Genomic DNA, 18513 nt, shown 5'->3' with positions numbered 1-18513 from the left:
GGCGACGGGCGGCGGGGCGTGTCCGCGTCGTGTCGTCGCGCACGCTTTCCGCGGAGGGAAGGCCTATCAAACCTCTGTTTTCGCACGGCCCCGTGCCCAGTTATCGGATGTTGCTGTGTGCGGTGCTTGCCTTCACCTTGATGTTCGCGGAGCACCGCTTGTCCTTCATGGAGGACGTGCGGGCTCAATTGACCACGGTGGTCGCGCCGGTGCAGTGGGCGGTCAGCCTGCCCAGCGAGGGGCTCGCCTGGGCCGCGCTGGTGTTTTCCGACCAGCGCGCCCTGGTGGAAGAGAACCAGCGCCTGCGCCAGCAGTTGCTGACGCTGTCGCATCGTGTGCAGCGCATGGCGAATCTCACCGCGGAGAACGTTCGTCTGCGTGAACTGCTCAATGCCGCGCCTCGCGAAGACGTCCCCTATATCACCGCCGAGCTCTTGTCACTGGATTCCGACCCCTTCACCCAGCAGATGGTGATCGGGCGCGGACGTCGTGACGGCGTCTACGTCGGACAGCCGGTCATGGACGCTTCCGGGCTGATCGGCCAGGTCGTCGCCGTGTCCGCCTATACCAGCCGGGTCTTGATGATCGCCGATGCCAATCATGCCGTCCCGGTGCAGATCAATCGTACCGGGCGCCGCTTCATCGTGCAGGGCACGGGCAAGCTCGATACGCTTAGCGTGCTCAATGTGCCGGCGACGGCGGACATTCGAGAGGGCGACCTGCTCACCACGTCCGGCCTGGGCGGACGCTTTCCCGAGGGCTATCCGGTCGCCGAGGTCACGCGTGTGCAGCGGGATGGCCAGCACTCGTTCGCCGATGTCGAGGCACGGCCGCTAGCGCAGCCCGAGCGCTCGCGTCATTTCCTGCTGCTGTTTCCACCGCCCTCGTCGGCGGCCGTGAACAGTGAGGTCGATCTCGAGGCCGCGCTGCGTCTGATGGAAGGCGTCTCGGGCGGGGCCGGGGCCCAGGAGGCAACACCATGATGCGATTGCCGGGACTGATCGCCATTTGGCTGACGCTGGTGATCAGCCTTTGCCTGCAGGTCATGCCGCTGCCGGATGCCTGGCTGATGTGGCGTCCCAACTGGCTGGGGCTGGCGCTGGCCTATTGGTGCGTGACCGCGCCGCAGCGCGTGGGCGTCTTCCATGGTTTCGTATGCGGCCTCCTGCTGGATCTGATCGAGGGGACTCCGCTGGGGCAGAACGCGCTGACGCTTTCCTTGCTGACCTATCTCTGCCTGCTGCTCTATCAGCGCCTGCGCGCCTATTCGATCTGGCAGCAGGCGGTGATGCTGTTCGTGCTGCTGGGGTTGATCCAGCTCGTCGAGCAGTGGCTGCGCACCATCTTCGGGCCGGTATCGATTCATCTGGCGTTCCTGCTGCCCGCGCTCATCGGCGGTGCGTTGTGGCCGTGGCTGTTCACCATGATGCAGGTACTGCGTCGGCGTCTGGGGATCACGTAAGCCGGGCACTCGCGTCATGCGTCGCCGTCGTTCGTCCGTTCGTGCTGGGGCTTTTGTAGGGAGTTTTCATGACATCGTCCGATACACCGTCTCTGCGTCTGGCGTCGGCCTCGCCGCGGCGTCGTGAATTGCTGGCCTCCATCGGGGTCGCCGTCGAGGTGGCGCCGGCCGATATCGATGAAACGCCGCTCGAGGACGAAGCGCCTGCCGCTTACGTGGAGCGTCTGGCGCGTCGCAAGGCACAGGTAGGGGCCGAGGGCACCACGTTGCCGACGCTGGGGTCGGATACCGCCGTGGTGGTGGGCCGGCGCATTCTCGGCAAGCCGCGTGACCGAGAGGACGCCATCGCCATGCTCTCGGCGTTGTCGGGGACCACCCATGAGGTCGTGACGGGCATCGCCGTGACCGGGCCGCAAGGCATGCTGTCGACCCATGTGGTCACGCGGGTCACGCTGCGCGAGCTCCAGCCGGACGAGATCGAGGCGTACTGGCGCAGCGGTGAGCCGGTGGACAAGGCGGGCGCCTACGCCATTCAGGGGCTCGCGGCGATCTTCGTCGAGCGCATCGAGGGCAGTCATTCGGCCGTGGTCGGTCTGCCGCTGTTCGAGACCGCCAAGTTGCTGACACGCCAAGGTGTCTCGCTGTGGGGCGAGCGCCCGGCTGTGCCATAATGCCGTCAGATAACCGGGTTTAGGGGCAACGCATGAGCGGCGAGGTACTGATCAATTTGACGCCGATGGAGACGCGCGTTGCCGTGGTCGAGAACGGCGTCCTGCAGGAAGCCTTCATCGAACGCAGTCGGCGGCGCGGCATCGTGGGCAACATCTACAAGGGCAAGGTGGTGCGCGTGCTGCCGGGCATGCAGGCCGCGTTCGTGGATATCGGCCTGGAGCGCGCGGCCTTCATCCATGTCAACGAGGTCGTCTCGCCCAATGCGAGCGTCGACGAGCATGTCACCATCACGCACTTGCTGCAGGAAGGGCAGCCTCTGGTGGTGCAGGTCACCAAGGACCCGATCGGTTCCAAGGGCGCACGCCTGACCACGCATCTGTCGGTCCCCTCGCGCTACCTGGTCTACATGCCCGACTCGCCCCACACCGGCGTTTCCCAGCGCATCGAAGACGAGAACGAGCGCGAGCGGCTCAAGACGCTGATCGAGGCCGCCCACGCGGACATGCGCGAGGGCGCTCCGGGGGGCGTGATCATTCGCACCGCGGCGGAGGGAGTCGGCCAGGAGGAACTGACCGCCGACATGCACTTCCTGCTGCGCCTGTGGCGCAAGGTCGAGGAGCGCCAGCACAGTGCGGTGCCGCCTGCCTTGCTCTACGACGACCTGCCGTTGTTCATTCGTACGCTGCGCGACGTGATGCGCGATGAAGTCGAGCGCGTGCGTATCGACTCGCGCGAAAATTATGTCAAGCTGAAGGAGTTCGCCAAGGAGTTCATGCCCGATGTCGAATCGTGCATCGAGTACTATCCTGGCGAGCGTCCGCTGTTCGATCTCTACAGCGTCGAAGACGAAATCCAGAAGGCCCTGGGCCGCAAGGTGCAGCTCAAGTCGGGCGGGTACCTGGTGATCGATCAGACCGAGGCGATGACCACCATCGACGTCAATACTGGCGGTTACGTGGGACATCGCAATCTCGAGGAAACCATCTTCAAGACCAACCTCGAGGCTGCCACCGCGATCGCGCGGCAACTGCGCCTGCGCAATCTCGGCGGCATCATCATCATCGATTTCATCGACATGGAAGACCCCGAGCACCAGCGCCAGGTATTGCGCGTGCTCGAAAAGGCCCTGGAACGGGACCACGCCAAGAACAAGCTGACCGGCGTGACCGAACTCGGCCTGGTGCAGGTGACGCGCAAGCGCACCCGTGAAAGCCTGGAGCAGACCCTATGCGAGCCCTGCCTGACCTGCCAAGGCCGTGGAACGCTCAAGACGCCGGAAACCGTGTGCTACGAAATCTTCAGGGAAATCCTGCGCGAGGAGCGCGCCTACAGCCCAGAAACCTACATGGTGCTGGCGTCTCAAGCGGTCGTCGACCGCTTGCTCGACGAGGAGTCCACGGCGGTGGCGGATCTCGAGTCCTTCATCGGCAAGACGATTCGTTTCCAGGTCGAGGCCCATTATTCCCAGGAGCAGTACGACATCGTGCTGATGTGAGCCCATGACAGCGTTGCGAGGATGTTGGCGCTGGGCGCTCACGATCATGGCCATCGTGCTGGGGGGTATCGCGCTGATACTGCTGGCGGCACGAGGTGTCACCACGCAAGCCGATGCGTTTCGCGGTGAGCTCGAATCCCTGCTGGCCAGCCGCTTCAGCGCCAATGCCGAGGTGCAACGGCTGGGGGCTGAATGGCATGGCTGGGATCCTGCGCTGAATCTGTCGGGCGTGACCCTGCGCGCCGCGACGCGACAGGGGGCGCCGCTGCTGAGCCTCGACAGTGCCCAGGCGCGCCTCGATACCCTGGCGTCCCTGCGGGCCGGATATCCGGTATTTGCCCGGGCCGACGTCGAGCGGGCCACTGTGCATCTCTATCAGCGCGAGGACGGCGGTTGGGGATGGCCGTCCGCCGAGGTGCCCGAGCAGGTGCAATCGTCGCGCTTTCGGCTCGCCGATCTCGATCGCTGGGTCGGGGCCCTGCTGCGCCAGCGGGTGACGATCGACGACGCCCGGGTGGTACTGCATGGCCAGAACGACAGCGTCACGCTCGTCGCGCCACGGCTGCTGATGGCGGGGGGCGACTCGCGGGCCCATCTCGAGGGACGCATGCATGTCGCCGGCGAGCCCTCGGCGGCGCTCACTGCCGTGCTCGACGTGCTGCCTGGTCAGCGAGGTCTGGGAGCCTTCAATGCCGCGCTGCAGGTGGATGTCAACGCCGACGGATTGCTGGCGCTGGGCCGGGTATTGACCGCCAACGAACGCTACACGCTGAGCGCTCTGGAAGGGGATGCACGGCTTTGGGCACGCTGGCACGACGCGCGCCTGGAGGATGCGCGCCTGCGTCTGTCGTTGCCCAGGCTCGAGGCCACGCAGCGCGACGGGCCGCCGTTGAGCTTCACCGATATCGGCCTGCGTGCCCAGGCCTTGCGCGATGATGACGGAGGGTGGGACCTCTGGGCCAATGGATTGTCCGCGACGCGCGACGATAACGACATGTCGCCACTCCCCGAGCGCCTGCAGGCACGCCTGGATACCGATGGCTGGTGGTTGCGCAGCAGCGGCTTCACGATCGAGGCGCTGGCGCCCTGGGTGGCGCTGTTGCCATTGTCCGACGAGCATGCACGGATGCTGGATCGCATGGCTCCGCAGGGGCGGGTCACCGGCCTGGAGCTGGGCCGGCGCGAAGGGCAGTGGTATTCGCGCGCGGCGCTGACCGGGGCGCAGGTCTCGGCCTGGGACGGCATCCCTGGTGGCGGCCCCTTCGCGGCCTGGATCACCGCCGATGGCGAGACGGGGCGTGTGCGCTTTCGCGGCCCCTCGGGGATGCAACTCGTCTTTCCCGATGTCTATACGCAGCCATTGACGATTGGCGGTGCCAGCGGGCGCGTCGACTGGCGGCGCGACGGCGATGCCTTCGATATCACCGGCCACGATCTGCGCGCCGTGTGGCGCGACGCCCCGGTCAGCGGCACCTTTGCCGTGCATGTGCCGCGTGCCGATGACGCGCCCGGACATCTCGATCTCGATCTCGAGTTCGCCGATGCCGATGCCATCGAGACGCCGCTGCTCGAATGGCTGCCCACCGAACCCATGGACGAGGAACTGCTCGACTGGCTGTCGCGCGTGAGCGGCCGGGTGACCCAGGGCCGACTCTCGCTGTCGCAGACGCTCACCGAGCGCGAAGCGCCGGAAGGGCAGATGTTCGTCAATCCCGACGACCGCCTGCAATTGCAGCTGGACATCGAGCAGGGGCATTTGCCCTACGATCCGCAATGGCCCGCTCTCGACAATGTCGCCGGCCATCTGGACATCGACAACCAGTCCCTGGTGGCGCAGGTCGATCACGCGACCAGCATGGGGCTGGAAACCCGCGACGCCCGTGTCCTGATGGTCGGCAACACGCTGGGCGTTCGGGGAGACGTGTCGGGGAGCAGTCAGGCACTGCTGGACTACCTGGCCGCCGCGCCACTGGAAGAACTCAGCGAGACGTTTGCCGGCTGGCAGAGCGAGGGCCGTGTTCAGGCCGATCTCGACTTGACCATTCCGCTGGCCATTCCCGAGACCATGCAGGCGGATATTCAGGGGCGCATCGAAGCGTCACGGCTGTATCTCGACATGCTGCACCTGCCGCTCGAAGACCTCACGGGCGACCTGCGCTATCGTCACCGCAACGATCAGGATCTCTTGACCGGTAACGTCTCGGCACGTGCCCTGGGCGGGCGCGTGGACGGCGAGCTGGACATGGGGGGCGAGGGCTTCACGTTCGATGGCCGCGCCAGTGCCGCGGGGCTGCTGGCATGGGCGGGGCTGGCGCCGCAGCCCGCGCTTGCCGAGGGCAGCATGCCCTATCGGGCACGCGTGACCTTCGACGAGGAGGACAATGCCAGTGTGCGCGTGACCAGTGATCTCGCCGGGCTGGCGTTGCATCTGCCGGCGCCCTTCGGCAAGACCGCCGGTGAGACGCGCTCTCTCCTGGTGACCTCGGATGTCGCGTCGGGCAGTGGTCAAGTGCGGCTGCCCCCGTGGGGACGTGCGCGCTGGCGGACGCAGGGCGATGCGCTGCAGGGGCAGGTATGGCTCGAGGACTGGCCACAGGCTCCGCAATGGCCTCGTCAGGCGGGCTGGTTCGTGAACTGGCAACCCGCGCGGCTCGATCCGCAGCAGTGGATCTCGCTGCTGCGCGAGCGGGGTCTCGAGGCCGATGTCGCTGCCAAGTCGGCTGCCCAACCCCGCGAGGCGGGCGGCGCAGGGGGGGCGTCGAGCACCTTGCAGCGTGTCAGCATCTCGACGCCTTGCGTCGTCGTCGATGGCGACTGTCGCGGCGCGTTGCAGGCCGCCGCGACTCCCCTGGGCGAAGGGTGGCAACTGGCTCTCTCCGGACCCATCGCCGCCGGGACGGCGCAGTGGCGGCCGGAGGCCGAGCGACCGGTGGACATCGACCTGATGCGCCTCGATCTCGACACGTTGTGGCCGTCTCCCGAAGAGGGCGAAGACGGTCCGGTCACCCTCAGCGAGGAGATCGCCACGCCCCCGGAACCGGCGGCATTTCCCGGCGGCATGGCTGGTTGGCCGGACGGACGCCTGCATATCGGGGAACTGCGCCGCCAAGGCCAGGCATTCGGTCCGCTGGATGGCGAGTGGCGTGCCTCGGCACAGCGTCTGACGCTCAAGCCGGTATCGCTGGTCGTCAACGGGGTGACGGCCAGCGGCGAACTCACCTGGGAAGCGGCGGGGCGTGACGACAGCCTGACCCGCGCGCGCCTGTCGCTGGAGGGCGCCAACCTGGGCGATGCGCTGGTGCGTCTGGGCCAGCCCGAAGTGGTCAATAGCGAAAGCGTCGACATCGGGGCACGCCTGGCGTGGCCCGGCGCCCCCTGGCAGTTTGCCGTGGAGCGTTCTCAGGGCAGTATCTCGCTGGCCTTGACCAACGGTCGCTTCCGTCAGATCGACCCCGGACCTGCCAAGCTGGTGGGATTGCTCAACCTGGACAATATCTTTCGCCGCCTGACGCTGGATTTCTCCGATATCACCCGCGAGGGCACCGCCTTCAACAGCGTGACCGGCGAGGCGACCTTGTTCGATGGTAAGCTTGTCACACGTGGCCCGGTTGAAATCGACGGCTCGGCCACCCATTTCACCTTGCAAGGCGAAGCCGACCTCGTGCAGCGTACACTCGATCAGCGACTGGGCATCACCGTGCCGGTGAGCCAGAACCTGCCGCTGGCAGCCGTACTCGCCGGCGCACCGCAAGTGGGCGTGGGCCTCTACCTCGCCCACAAGCTGTTCGGTGGCTGGCTCGACAAGGCAACGCAGATTCATTACCGCGTGCACGGCCCCTGGTCGTCGCCGCAACTGACACTGGAAAGCGCCCGATGAACGCACTCAACGATAGCGCCTTGAATCAGGCGACCTCATTGCTCCTCGCGCCGGGCGGTCTCGACCTGTCGGCGCTGGATACCGGCCTGGGCCACGCCATGGGCCCGGGCGTCGATTACGCCGACCTCTATTTCCAACGTACCTGGCAGGAAAGCTGGATACTCGAGGATGGCGAAGTCAAGGACGCCGGTTACAACATCGACGGCGGTGTCGGGGTACGTACCCTGGCCGGAGAGAAGACCGGCTTCGCCTACTCGAACCAGATCAGTGCCGATGCGCTGGCCGATACCGGCCGTATCGCCGCCGGGATTGCGCGTAGCGGGCAGCGAGTGTCGCCGCAGGCGGTGCATGCTGCGATGCCGACGCGGCGCTATGCCGATGTCGATCCGCTGGCCGGACTGTCGGCCGCCGACAAGATCGCCATGCTGAAGACGGCGGATCGGGTGGCACGCGCCGCCGATCCGTGCGTCTCCCAGGTCAGCGCGTCGCTGTCGGGCGAGTACGAAGTGGTGCTGGTACGCGCCAGCGACGGCACTCTGGCCGCCGACATCCGGCCGCTGGTGCGCTTCAACGTCAGCGTCATCGCCGTTCGCGACGGCCGCCGCGAGCGAGGCAGCGCCGGCGGCGGGGGGCGCTACTCGATGGCACGCCTGCGCGACGACAACGTCGCCGAACGCTTTGCCAAGGAAGCCGTGCGTCAGGCGCTGGTCAACCTGGAGGCGGTCGACGCCCCCGCCGGGCAGATGCCCGTCGTGCTGGGCAATGGCTGGCCGGGGATCCTGCTCCACGAAGCGGTGGGCCACGGTCTCGAGGGCGACTTCAATCGCAAGGGCAGTTCGGCGTTCGCCGGGCGCATCGGCGAGCGTGTGGCATCCCCCGGCGTCACGGTGGTCGACGACGGCACCTTGGCCGACCGGCGCGGTTCGTTGAGCATCGATGACGAGGGGACACCCACGCAGTGCAACACCCTGATCGAGGACGGCATCCTGAAGGGATACATGCAGGACAAGCTCAACGCGCGCTTGATGGGCATGGCGCCCACCGGCAATGCGCGTCGCGAATCCTATGCCCATGCCACCATGCCGCGCATGACCAATACCTGCATGCTGGCCGGCCAGGACGACCCCGATGACATCGTCAAGAGCGTCAAGCGGGGCATCTACGCGGTGAGCTTCGGAGGTGGCCAGGTGGACATTACCTCGGGGCGTTTCGTGTTCTCCGCCTCCGAAGCCTATCTGATCGAGGACGGCAAGATCACCACGCCGGTCAAGGGCGCCACGCTGATCGGCAACGGCCCCGAGGTGATGCAGCGGGTTTCGATGATCGGCCACGACCTCGAGCTGGATACCGGCATCGGGGTCTGCGGCAAGGAAGGGCAGGGTGTGCCGGTTGGCGTGGGCCAACCGACACTCAAGGTCGATGAACTGACCGTAGGCGGCACGCAGTCCTGATGGCGCCTGGCATGCGGCCTAGCGTGGCATGCCTGCCGTCTCGCGGATCAGACGGAAGAGTTTGCGGGCGTTCGTCGGCGGTTTTTCACGCTGGCGTTCGCTCTGGGCGTTGCGGATCAGTTGACGCAGCGTCTGTCGATCGACATCGGGATATTCGGCGATGAAGGCCTCGAGCGACTCGGCGCTGGTATCGTCGATCAGCCGGTCACGCCAGCGCTCGAGCCGATGAAAGGCCTGGTCGCGGCGCACGGCTTCCTGCTCCATGGCGTCGAAGGCCGCCTGGATGGCAGGCAGGTCCTCGCGGCGCATGACCTTGCCGACGTATTGCATGTGACGTCGGCGGCCTTCGTGGGAGCGGATGCGCGAGGTTTCCTCGACGGCGAAGCGCATGTCCTCGGAAAGTGGCAAGCGCGCACGTTCGGCCTCGCTCATCGCGATGATGCGCTCGCCCAGCGCTTGCAGGGCCTTCATTTCGTTCTTGCGCTGGGTCTTGCTGGGGCGCTCGGCGGCGTCGTCGTCGTGTTGATCGGGGAGGTCGGTCGACATTGCATTACCATCATGCTTCGGGGATGACCGTGCAGTATATCAGGCTTCCTCGACAATCCTATCGAGCCTTTGAGCAGTGTCTCGGGCCATATGAGTACAGGAGCAGACCATGAGCCAGGCCTTCGATGCCGTAGAGCAGCAAGCACGCTTGGAGGCGCGCGTGGCACAGGCCCTGGAATGGGCCAAGCAGTTGGGTGCCGATGCGTGTGAAGTGGGGGCCAGTGTCGACCAGGGCATCGGTGTCAGCGTGCGCCTGGGCGATGTGGAGAGCGTCGAACTGTCACGCGATCAGGGCATTGCGGTCACTGTCTATGTCGGACAGCGCAAGGGTAGCGTGTCGACGTCCGATGACAGTGACGAATCGCTGCGCGCGGCGGTCGAGAAGGCCGTGGCGATCGCCGGGTATACCGGCGAGGATCCCGCGTCCGGCTTGGCCGATGCGTCGCTGATGGCCACCGACCTGCCGGATCTCGGGGTGCACCATCCCTGGCCGCTGAGCACCGATGACGCCATCGAGCTGGCGCTGGCCTGCGAAGCCGCCGGGCGCAATGTCGAGGGCATCACCAACTCCGATGGGGCCAGCCTTTCCAGCGGCGAGGGCGTTCGCGTCTATGGCAACAGTCACGGCTTTCTGGGCAGCCAGCGCGGCAGCAGGCATTCCTTGTCGTGCATGCTGATCGCCGGCCACGGTGCGGAAATGCAGCGCGACTATGATTACACCTCGGTGCGCGACCCTGCGGCCATGCTGGCGCCGGAGACGGTGGGACGCAACGCCGCCGACAAGACGCTGGCTCGCCTGGGGGCGAGCTCGCCGGCCACCGGACGTATGCCGGTGCTGTTCGCGCCGGAGCTGGCCAGCGGCCTGGTGGGCAACTTTTTGAACGCCATTGCCGGAGGGGCGTTGTACCGCGAGGCTTCCTTCCTCTGCGACCGGCTTGGCGAAAGCGTCTTTCCCGAGTGGTTCTCCTTGCGTGAAAAGCCACGGGAATATGGTGCCATGGCCAGCACGGCCTTCGACAACGATGGCGTGGCCACGCGCGACAACGTTTTCATCGACCGGGGGCGCCTGGCGAGCTACATGCTGTCGGCGTACAGCGCACGGCGGCTGGGCATGAGCACGACCGGCAATGCCGGCGGTGCACGCAACCTGCGTATCGAGGCGCCCCTGATGTCGCGCGAGGCACTCTTGGCGCGCATGGAGCGCGGTGTGCTGGTCACCGAGCTGATGGGGCAAGGCGTCAATGGCGTGACCGGCGACTATTCACGCGGTGCGGCAGGTTTCTGGGTCGAGAACGGCAAGATTCAGCATCCCGTCGAAGAATTCACCATCGCGGGGAATCTGCGCGACATGTTCGCCAACCTGGAAGGCGTGGGCAGCGATACCGACACGCGTGGCAGCGTGCATACCGGCAGCTGGCTGATCGGTGACATGATGGTCGCCGGCGAGTAAGGCCGGCGTCCCTCAGTAGAACGCCGCGGCCAGGCCCAGAAACGCGACGAAGCCGACCACGTCGGTGATCGTCGTCAGCAATACGCCGCCCGACAGGGCCGGATCGATCTTCAGGCGCTTTAGCAGCACGGGGATCAAGGTGCCGGCCAGGGCGGCGATGGTGAGGTTGATGACCATCGCCAGGGCGATGATGCCGCCGAGCTTGTAGTCATCGAAACGCACGATGGCGACCAGCGCGACGATCACTGCCCAGAGCACGCCGTTCATCATGCCCGACAGCATTTCCCGCACCAGCAGCCAGCGCACGTTGGCGCCGCCGACATGCCCCAGGGCGATGCCGCGGATCAGTACCGTCAGCGTCTGCGAGCCGGCAATCCCGCCCATGCTGGAAACGATGGGCATCAATACCGCCAGGGCGGTGATCTGCTGAATGGTCGATTCGAAGATGCCGATGGCGAACGACACAATGGTGGCGGCCACCAGGTTGATGCCCAGCCATACCGCGCGTCGACGTCCGGTGCGCCAGGCCGGCGCGAAGGTGTCTTCGTCCTCGTCGAGACCGGCCATGCTCATGACCTGGTGCTCGGCATCCTCGCGAATCACGTCGACCACGTCGTCGATGGTGATGCGTCCCAGCAAGGCGCCGTCGGTGCTGACCACCGGTGCCGAGATCAGGTCGAATTTCTCGAACAGGCTCGCGACTTCGGTGTCCGCGGCGGTGGCCTGTATCGTGGGAAAGTCGGTATTCATGACCTCGCGCACGAGAATCGACGGGTCGGAAACCAGCAGGAGGTTGAGCGGCAACGTGCCGATCAACTCGTCGCGTCGGGTCACGACCAGCAGGGTGTCCGTGGAGTCGGGCAGCTTCTCGTGACGGCGCAGGTAACGCAGCACCACGTCCAGGGTGATATCCGGGCGAATGGTGATGGTGTCGGTGTTCATCAAGCCGCCCGCGGTATCCTCCGGGTAGGAGAGGACGGTCTCGATGCGTTGGCGTTCCTGCGCCTCCATGGCTTGCAGGACTTCGTGGATCACCGTGTTGGGCAGGCGCTGCAGCAGGTCGGCGAGGTCGTCGACATCGAGCCCCTCGGTCGCCGAGACGAGCTGTTCGGCGTCCATGCGGCCCAGGAACTCGCTTTGGATGTCATCGCCCAGGTATTGCAGTACGTCGCCCTGCAAATCGGCATCGACCAGCTCCCAAAGGACATTCCGCTCGCGCGGTGGCGTCGATTCGAGCAGGTGCGCGACATCGACCGGTGCCAGGCCACGGTTGAGCATGCGCCGAGCCTGATCCAGCGCCCCGCTTTCGAGGGCATCGCTGAGGCGGTCCAGGCGCGGTTGTAAATGCTTGTGATTGGGGCTCATGAGGAATCGGCATCCTTTGTCGATGCTGGGCCAAGGTCGATTCTAGGTCGTGGCGCTATTCTACCATCGCTTCGGGTAGGCGCGAACACTGTTCGTTAATCAGGCGTCTTCCTCGAATCGCGACTCGAACAGGTCGGTCAGTGCATCGAGCACCTCATCGGCGTCCTCGCCATCGGCCTGGACGTCGAGCTCGGTTCCGCAGGGCGCGGCGAGCATGAGCAACGACATGATGTTGGCAGCGTCCGCTTCGCGTTCGCCGTGAAAAACGCTGACGCGGGCGGCGAAGGGCTGGCAGCACTGCACCAGCTTGGTGGCCGCGCGGGCATGCAGGCCGCGCTTGTTGGTGAGTTGCAGTCTACGACACGGCATTGCCATCCTCCGGCAATGCCGCTTGAACCCCCAGTTCGCGATGGCGCAAACGCACGCCGCTCATCTGCTGGGCGAAATGGTGTGCCAGATCCTCGACCAGATAGACCGAGCGGTGCTGGCCGCCGGTGCAGCCGACCGCGACGGTCAGGTAGCTGCGATTGCTGGCCAGATAGGCGGGCAGCCAGCGCTCCAGCCAGTGGCGAATGTCATCGGCCATGGCGCGGACATCGGGGTAGGCCTCGAGAAAGGTGACGATCTGCGCGTCGCGCCCGTCGAACCCGCGTAGCTGGGGATCCCAGTACGGGTTGGGCAGGCATCGGGCGTCGAACACCATGTCGGCATCCAGCGGCACGCCGCGCTTGTAGCCGAACGACTCGAAGGTCAAGGTCAGGTGGCGGCCGCTGTGGCGAGCCACCTGTTCGGCGATGCGCCCACGCAACTCATGCACCGACAGGCTCGAGGTGTCGATCACCAGGTCCCCGATGTCGCGGATCGGCGCGAGGTAGGTCTGCTCCTGCTCGATGGCTTCGGCGAGGGTCATTTCGCTGGCCCGCGTCAGCGGGTGGCGGCGGCGCGTCGCCGAATAGCGTTCGAGCAGGATGCGCGAGTCGGCGGTCAGATAGACGACCTGGCATTGAATGCCACGCCCGCGAATTTCCTCGAGCAGGACCGGAAAGCGGCGCAGGGCGTCGGGAAGGTTGCGGGCATCGATGCTGACGGCGATATGAGTGCGCGAGGGCGGTCCTTCGCGCAGCTCATCGATCAGGGGCGCCATGAGGCTGGCGGGCAGGTTGTCGATCGCGTAGTACCCGAGATCCTCGAGTGCCTGCAAGGCAATGGATTTACCGGAGCCGGAACGGCCGCTGATGATCACGAGTTGCATGGGCGCGCCCCTTGGTTTGCGCCAGCGTCAGCTGGCGCGGGTGTCTTGCTGGCGTATGGCCTCGATCAGGGTATCGTAGAGTTGCCGTTGGGTCTGCGCTTGTCGCAGCCTGCTACGGATGGCGCTGTCGTTCATGATGGCAGCGACCTGGGCGAGCAGCGACAGGTGGGCGTCATCGGCTTCTTCCGGGACCAGCAGCACAAATATCAGGTCGACGGGCTCGCCGTCTATCGCATCGAAGTCGATGGGGTCCTGAAGACGCAGAAAACCGGCGATGGGCGCCTTGCAATGCGGGTTGCGCGCATGCGGAATGGCAACGCCATTGCCGATGCCGGTGCTTCCCAGGCGTTCACGACCGATGAGACGGCCGAAGACCTCCTGGCTGTCGAGGCTAGGCGTATTCTGGGCGATGAAGGTGCTGAAGAATTCCAGCACACGCTTCTTGCTCCCCCCGGCAACGCCGAAGAGGGCGCGCTCGGGGGGCAGGATGCTTTCCAGTGTCATGGCGGATTCAACGGGCACCGGCGCCCTGGGCGCGTGCCTGCATCTTTTCTTTGTGTTTGACGAGCTGGCGGTCGAGCTTGTCGGTGAGGGCGTCGATGGCAGCGTACATGTCGTCGCTCTGCACATCGGCGTGCAGGTCGGCGCCTGCGGCATGAAGCGTGCATGCGGCCAAGTGACGTTCCTTTTCGATGGATAACGTGACTTGAACGGTGGTGATGTTGTCGTAATGCCGTTCCAGACGTGCGAGCTTTTCATTGACGTAGTCGCGCAGGGCATCGGTCAATTCGATGTGATGACCGGTGATATTGACTTGCATGGCACGCTCCTATTCCATCGGTTGGCACTTTGATTGTAACCCTTTTTAGGGCAATGCATAGCCCCGGGCGATGCCTGGGTGTCGACGACCGCGGCGAGTCTACGCAGCGGCGTCGACGGGTGCAAACGTTGGGCGTTCAGGCCAGGCGCTTGCGTTCGCTGGAGGAGGGGATGCCCATCGCTTCACGATACTTGGCCACCGTGCGGCGTGCGACCTGAATGCCGTCCTGTGCCAGCAGGTCGACGAGCTTGCTGTCGGACAACGGCTTGCGTGGCGGCTCTTCGCCGATCAGCTTCTTCAGCCGGGCGCGTATCGCGGTGCTGGAATGGGCGTCGCCTTCGCCGTGGCCACCGCCCACATGGCTGGAGAAGAAGTATTTCAGCTCGAACACGCCACGTGGGGTATGAATGAATTTCTGCGTCGTGACGCGTGAAATGGTCGATTCGTGCATGTCCACCGCGCCGGCGATATCGGCGAGGATCAACGGTTTCATCGCTTCTTCGCCATGCTCGAGGAAGTCGAGCTGACGGGCCATGATTTCGCGGCCCACGCGCAACAGGGTGTCGTTACGGCTAGACAGGCTCTTGAGCAGCCACTTGGCTTCCTGCAGGTGCTGCTTGAGGAAGGTGTTGTCGTCACTCTTGTCGGCACGCTTGATCAGAGCGGCGTAATCCGGCTGGATGCGGACGCGCGGCAAGGCGTCGGGATTGAGCTCGATGCGCCATTCCTGACGAACGCGGCGGGCGATGAGGTCGGGGATGACGTAATCGTTGTCGCTGTCCTCGAAGGCCAGACCGGGGCGCGGGTCGAGCGTGCGGATGAGGGCGATGATATGGTCGAGTTCCGCCTCTTCGAGACGCAGGCGCCGTTTGAGCAGCTTGCGGTCGTTGCCGGCGAGCGCGTCGAGGAATTGACGCACCAGGCGCTTGGCCTGGGGAAGCAGCGGCATGTCCTCGGGCAGGGCGCCCAGCTGCAGCAGGAGACATTCGCGCAGATCGCGAGCGGCGACGCCCGTGGGGTCGAATTGCTGCACGCGCATCATGACCTGCTCGACGTCACCGATCTTGAGGCCGGCCAACCCCTGACCGCGCAGCCCATCGAGAAGCTCCTCGAGCGACACGGTAAGGTAGCCATCGGCGCCCACGGCATCGATCAGACTCTCGGCGATCGCATGTTCGCGTGGCGTCATGTCGGTCATGGCCAGTTGCCAGCCCAGATGATCGTGAAGGCTGGTGTGCGCCGTGTTGCGCTCGATGTCGGGGCCTTCCTCGCTGCCCCCGCTGCCGTTCAATGAGCCGAGCCCGGCGTCCTGGTAGGTATCGCTCCAGTCGCTGTCCAGCGGCAGGTCTTCCGGAATTTCGCTGCTCCAGTCGTCGTCCTGCGTCTCGCTGACTTCGCGCTCGTCGAAGTGTTCCTCGAGTTCCAGCATGGGGTTGGCGTCCAGCGCCTGCTGGATCTCCTGACGCAAATCCAGCGTCGAGAGCTGCAAGAGCTGGATCGCTTGCTGCAACTGAGGCGTCATCGTCAGCTGGGTGCCGACGCGAAGCTGAAGCGTAGGTTTCATGGACATGGAGAGTCGGTCGTCGCTTCCTGAAACGGTGCCCGTACGTTATCCCGCAGCGACGTGAGTTGCAAGAATGGAAGCAACAACCATGCCATTTATATGAGCCAAGCGTGATACCAGTGGCTTGCGTTCACAGGCGGAACTCGTGGCCGAGATAGACGTCGCGCACTTTCTGGTTGGCGAGGATGGCGTCGGCATGCCCTTCGGCAATGATTTGCCCATCGCCGACGATGTAGGCGTTGTCGCAGATGTCCAGGGTTTCCCGCACGTTGTGGTCGGTGATCAAGACGCCGATGTCGCGGTCGCGGAGCTGGCGGATGATGCCCTTGATTTCGCCCACCGAAATCGGGTCGACGCCGGCGAAGGGTTCGTCGAGCAGGATGAAGGCGGGCTCGGTGGCCAGCGCGCGGGCGATCTCCACGCGGCGGCGCTCGCCACCGGAGAGGCTCATGCCGGGGTTGTCGCGGATATGGGTGACGTGAAACTCCTCGAGCAATCGCTCGAGCCGATCCTTGCGGGCGGCCTTGTCGAGGTCGCGCCGTGTTTCGAGGATGGCCATGATGTTGTCGGCTACCGAGAGCTTGCGGAAGATCGAGGCTTCCTGCGGCAGGTAACCGATACCGGCGCGGGCACGCTCGTGCATGGCCGCGCGGGAAAGATTGCGTTCATCGATGTGAACGCTTCCCGCGTCGGCGCCCACCAGACCGACGATCATGTAGAACGAGGTGGTCTTGCCGGCGCCATTGGGGCCGAGAAGGCCGACGATGCTGCCCTGGCGAATGGTCAGGCTGATGTCGTGGACCACGCGGCGGCCCTTGTAACTCTTGGCCAGGTTGGCGGCACTCAGGGTCTTCATGGGCATCGCATCCAGGGCGTTGGTGAACGAAAGGTCGAGGGTGTCATTGGTCATTGCGCGGGGTCAGCGTCATGCGCACGCGCTGATCGCCTTCACCGTCGTCGTCGGAGCGCGCCTGGACCTGGCGGCGATCGAGGAAATATTCGACATAGGCACCGTTGAAGGTGTCTCCGCCCTGGTGAAGCTGAGCGCGATCGATGAGTTCGACGCGGCGTTCGCCGGCATGATAGATCACGGTGTCGCCCCAGCCCTTGGCCACCGGCTCGTCCGGTGAAGGCTTCTGCTCGAGATAGGCGCGCTCGCTACCGCTGCCGTGGGCGGTGACGGTGGAGACCTCGCCCTGCGCGTTGCGCTCGATCTCCACGCGTGCCGCGGTCAGGCGCATGCTGCCCTGCTGCATGTCGACGTCGCCGGTGTAGACGGCGGTGCCGGCGTTATCGTCGAGATCCAACTGGTCGGCGGCGATCTCGATGGGCTGGCTGGCATCGCTTTCCAGCGCCAGGGCCGCGTGACTGGCCAGGCCCAGTGCCGCGCATGCCAGCGCGACCGTCAAGGTTCGTGTCATCATGTGTCGTCCTCGGCAATCTGTGGGTGGTGGCCTTGCACGTCGCCGGTCAGGCGCGCACGGTCGGTATCGAGCCAGGCGTCGAAGCGATTGCCGCGCACGCGCTGTTCATGCTGCCGCAACACGGCGTCGCTGTCACTCCAGGCATGGGCCTCGCTGGCCTGGTAATGCAGGACATCGGTGTTGAGCCGCCAGCCTTGTTCGGGCTGCACGAGCTGGGCGTTGCCGGTCAGGGTCAGCAGATCGCGTTGCGCTCCCAGCCGTCCCTTGTCGCCGGTGATGTCCCATTGGCGGCCGTCTGCGTCGCGTATGTTGGCCACGGGCGACGCGGCACGAATGATATCGTCCTTGGGCGTGTGGACCAGGCGCGGCGACGTGAGCGTCTGGTGCGGGATGCCTTGTGCATCGAAGCGCGTCATGGTCACGCCTTCGAGGTAATAATCCGGCTCCCCGGCATCGTCGCTGGGCACGGGGCCTGGCGTGGTGGCGTTGCGCTGCTCGACGATGGCCAGACCGATGCCCAGCACGACCAGAATCAGCAGCAGCGCGAAGCGCGTCCATTTGCGAGAAGAGAAGAACGTCGGCATGGCGTCACTCCAGGTCGTCGAGATACGGCGCCAGGCTGGCATCCCAGTTCCCCTGGCTGGCCAGCAGTGCGTCGCAGATCTCGCGCACGGCGCCCTGGCCACCCGGGCGGTTGGGCACCCAGTCGGCATGCTCGCGCACGTATGCGGGGGCATTGAGGACGCTCAGTCCCAGACCGGCGGCACGGATGGCGGCCAGGTCCGGGAGGTCGTCGCCGCAGTAGGCGACGTCGGCCAGGGGCAGGCCGAGTGCCTCGCACAGGGCGCGCAGCGCGATCAGCTTGTCCTCGCGTCCCTGATGGACGTGGGCAATGCCGAGCGCCTCGGCACGGCGCGTGACCATGGGCGACTTGCGCCCCGTGATCAAGGCCACCTGGACGCCGCTTCGTTGCAGCATCTTGATGCCCAGGCCGTCGAGGATGTTGAAGCTCTTGGTCTCCTGACCGTCGCTGTGAAAGTGGAGCGTGCCGTCGGTGAGCACGCCGTCCACATCCAGGGCCAGCAAGCGGATGCGGCGCGCCTTGTCTTGCCATTCGCTGGATCGTGTCATGGAC

Annotated in this window: 18 protein-coding genes; 7 read left to right on the top strand and 11 right to left on the bottom strand. The window is 65.5% G+C overall.

The window, feature by feature from the left end:
• Positions 1-29 precede the first annotated feature (29 nt).
• The 6 genes from mreC (at position 30) to tldD (ending at position 8957) form a co-directional block, all read left to right on the top strand.
• A complete protein-coding gene (gene mreC, locus CSAL_RS11400) occupies positions 30-983 on the top strand; it encodes a rod shape-determining protein MreC (protein WP_011507536.1) in 954 nt (317 codons plus the stop codon).
• Positions 980-1462 (top strand): rod shape-determining protein MreD, encoded by a 483-nt coding sequence (mreD, locus tag CSAL_RS11395; RefSeq protein ID WP_043558435.1) that lies wholly within the window; start codon positions 980-982, stop codon positions 1460-1462. The genes mreC and mreD overlap by 4 nt, the downstream gene beginning before the upstream one ends.
• 68 nt (positions 1463-1530) lie before the next feature.
• Positions 1531-2133 carry a Maf family protein gene (locus CSAL_RS11390; RefSeq protein WP_011507534.1) on the top strand — a complete coding sequence of 201 codons (603 nt, stop codon included), beginning with the start codon at positions 1531-1533 and terminating at the stop codon, positions 2131-2133.
• Between the two features lie 32 nt (positions 2134-2165).
• Positions 2166-3629 carry a ribonuclease G gene (rng, locus tag CSAL_RS11385; protein ID WP_011507533.1) on the top strand — a complete coding sequence of 488 codons (1464 nt, stop codon included), beginning with the start codon at positions 2166-2168 and terminating at the stop codon, positions 3627-3629.
• A 4-nt stretch (positions 3630-3633) separates the two neighbouring features.
• A complete protein-coding gene (locus CSAL_RS11380; protein ID WP_011507532.1) occupies positions 3634-7506 on the top strand; it encodes a YhdP family protein in 3873 nt (1290 codons plus the stop codon).
• Complete coding sequence (gene tldD, locus CSAL_RS11375) at positions 7503-8957, top strand: metalloprotease TldD (RefSeq protein WP_011507531.1); 1455 nt, start codon at positions 7503-7505, stop codon at positions 8955-8957. The genes CSAL_RS11380 and tldD overlap by 4 nt, the downstream gene beginning before the upstream one ends.
• Positions 8958-8975: 18 nt before the next feature.
• Here the strand turns inward: tldD and yjgA are convergent, their stop codons facing one another.
• A complete protein-coding gene (gene yjgA / locus CSAL_RS11370) occupies positions 8976-9503 on the bottom strand; it encodes a ribosome biogenesis factor YjgA (protein ID WP_011507530.1) in 528 nt (175 codons plus the stop codon).
• A gap of 109 nt (positions 9504-9612) precedes the next feature.
• On the opposite strand from yjgA, the gene pmbA reads away from it, so the two are divergent.
• The gene (gene pmbA, locus CSAL_RS11365; RefSeq protein ID WP_011507529.1) at positions 9613-10953 is read left to right on the top strand and encodes a metalloprotease PmbA; all 1341 of its coding nucleotides are present in this window, start codon (positions 9613-9615) and stop codon (positions 10951-10953) included.
• A gap of 12 nt (positions 10954-10965) precedes the next feature.
• Here pmbA and mgtE read toward each other — a convergent pair whose 3' ends face one another.
• The 10 genes from mgtE to CSAL_RS11315 form a co-directional block, all read right to left on the bottom strand.
• On the bottom strand, positions 10966-12318 hold the full coding sequence (gene mgtE, locus CSAL_RS11360; RefSeq protein WP_011507528.1) for a magnesium transporter: 1353 nt from the start codon (positions 12316-12318) through the stop codon (positions 10966-10968).
• 99 nt (positions 12319-12417) lie between these two features.
• Entirely contained in the window at positions 12418-12687 is a 270-nt protein-coding gene (locus CSAL_RS11355) for an HPr family phosphocarrier protein (protein ID WP_011507527.1), read from the bottom strand.
• The gene (rapZ, locus tag CSAL_RS11350) at positions 12674-13570 is read right to left on the bottom strand and encodes an RNase adapter RapZ (RefSeq protein WP_011507526.1); all 897 of its coding nucleotides are present in this window, start codon (positions 13568-13570) and stop codon (positions 12674-12676) included. The genes CSAL_RS11355 and rapZ overlap by 14 nt, the downstream gene beginning before the upstream one ends.
• Before the next feature lie 27 nt (positions 13571-13597).
• Positions 13598-14074: a PTS IIA-like nitrogen regulatory protein PtsN gene (ptsN, locus tag CSAL_RS11345; RefSeq protein WP_043558423.1), complete on the bottom strand. Its 477-nt coding sequence runs from the start codon at positions 14072-14074 to the stop codon at positions 13598-13600.
• A 7-nt stretch (positions 14075-14081) separates the two neighbouring features.
• Positions 14082-14390, bottom strand: a complete 309-nt coding sequence (gene hpf / locus CSAL_RS11340) for a ribosome hibernation-promoting factor, HPF/YfiA family (RefSeq protein ID WP_011507524.1) — start codon at positions 14388-14390, stop codon at positions 14082-14084.
• 136 nt (positions 14391-14526) lie between these two features.
• Positions 14527-15960 (bottom strand): RNA polymerase factor sigma-54, encoded by a 1434-nt coding sequence (locus CSAL_RS11335; RefSeq protein ID WP_011507523.1) that lies wholly within the window; start codon positions 15958-15960, stop codon positions 14527-14529.
• A 124-nt stretch (positions 15961-16084) separates the two neighbouring features.
• Positions 16085-16810 carry an LPS export ABC transporter ATP-binding protein gene (gene lptB / locus CSAL_RS11330; RefSeq protein WP_035412027.1) on the bottom strand — a complete coding sequence of 242 codons (726 nt, stop codon included), beginning with the start codon at positions 16808-16810 and terminating at the stop codon, positions 16085-16087.
• A 43-nt stretch (positions 16811-16853) separates the two neighbouring features.
• Complete coding sequence (gene lptA / locus CSAL_RS11325; RefSeq protein ID WP_011507521.1) at positions 16854-17378, bottom strand: lipopolysaccharide transport periplasmic protein LptA; 525 nt, start codon at positions 17376-17378, stop codon at positions 16854-16856.
• Positions 17375-18004, bottom strand: coding sequence for an LPS export ABC transporter periplasmic protein LptC (gene lptC, locus CSAL_RS11320; protein WP_244846344.1), 630 nt, complete (start codon positions 18002-18004; stop codon positions 17375-17377). The genes lptA and lptC overlap by 4 nt, the downstream gene beginning before the upstream one ends.
• Entirely contained in the window at positions 17967-18509 is a 543-nt protein-coding gene (locus CSAL_RS11315; protein WP_011507519.1) for a KdsC family phosphatase, read from the bottom strand. The genes lptC and CSAL_RS11315 overlap by 38 nt, the downstream gene beginning before the upstream one ends.
• Between the last annotated feature and the right edge of the window lie 4 nt (positions 18510-18513).

Source organism: Chromohalobacter israelensis DSM 3043, assembly GCF_000055785.1.
In the GTDB taxonomy this organism is placed as follows: domain Bacteria; phylum Pseudomonadota; class Gammaproteobacteria; order Pseudomonadales; family Halomonadaceae; genus Chromohalobacter; species Chromohalobacter israelensis.
This window is presented reverse-complemented; position numbering and strand designations above follow the sequence as displayed.

Bases quoted from the DNA above. Each gene is read 5' to 3' on its own strand.
- mreD (WP_043558435.1), top strand. From the start codon at position 980: ATGATGCGATTGCCGGGACTGATCGCCATTTGGCTGACGCTGGTGATC.
- CSAL_RS11390 (WP_011507534.1), top strand. From the start codon at position 1,531: ATGACATCGTCCGATACACCGTCTCTGCGTCTGGCGTCGGCCTCGCCG.
- rng (WP_011507533.1), top strand. From the start codon at position 2,166: ATGAGCGGCGAGGTACTGATCAATTTGACGCCGATGGAGACGCGCGTT.
- CSAL_RS11380 (WP_011507532.1), top strand. From the start codon at position 3,634: ATGACAGCGTTGCGAGGATGTTGGCGCTGGGCGCTCACGATCATGGCC.
- tldD (WP_011507531.1), top strand. From the start codon at position 7,503: ATGAACGCACTCAACGATAGCGCCTTGAATCAGGCGACCTCATTGCTC.
- yjgA (WP_011507530.1), bottom strand. From the start codon at position 9,503: ATGTCGACCGACCTCCCCGATCAACACGACGACGACGCCGCCGAGCGC.
- pmbA (WP_011507529.1), top strand. From the start codon at position 9,613: ATGAGCCAGGCCTTCGATGCCGTAGAGCAGCAAGCACGCTTGGAGGCG.
- mgtE (WP_011507528.1), bottom strand. From the start codon at position 12,318: ATGAGCCCCAATCACAAGCATTTACAACCGCGCCTGGACCGCCTCAGC.
- CSAL_RS11355 (WP_011507527.1), bottom strand. From the start codon at position 12,687: ATGCCGTGTCGTAGACTGCAACTCACCAACAAGCGCGGCCTGCATGCC.
- rapZ (WP_011507526.1), bottom strand. From the start codon at position 13,570: ATGCAACTCGTGATCATCAGCGGCCGTTCCGGCTCCGGTAAATCCATT.
- ptsN (WP_043558423.1), bottom strand. From the start codon at position 14,074: ATGACACTGGAAAGCATCCTGCCCCCCGAGCGCGCCCTCTTCGGCGTT.
- hpf (WP_011507524.1), bottom strand. From the start codon at position 14,390: ATGCAAGTCAATATCACCGGTCATCACATCGAATTGACCGATGCCCTG.
- CSAL_RS11335 (WP_011507523.1), bottom strand. From the start codon at position 15,960: ATGTCCATGAAACCTACGCTTCAGCTTCGCGTCGGCACCCAGCTGACG.
- lptB (WP_035412027.1), bottom strand. From the start codon at position 16,810: ATGAAGACCCTGAGTGCCGCCAACCTGGCCAAGAGTTACAAGGGCCGC.
- lptA (WP_011507521.1), bottom strand. From the start codon at position 17,378: ATGATGACACGAACCTTGACGGTCGCGCTGGCATGCGCGGCACTGGGC.
- lptC (WP_244846344.1), bottom strand. From the start codon at position 18,004: ATGCCAGCCTGGCGCCGTATCTCGACGACCTGGAGTGACGCCATGCCG.
- CSAL_RS11315 (WP_011507519.1), bottom strand. From the start codon at position 18,509: ATGACACGATCCAGCGAATGGCAAGACAAGGCGCGCCGCATCCGCTTG.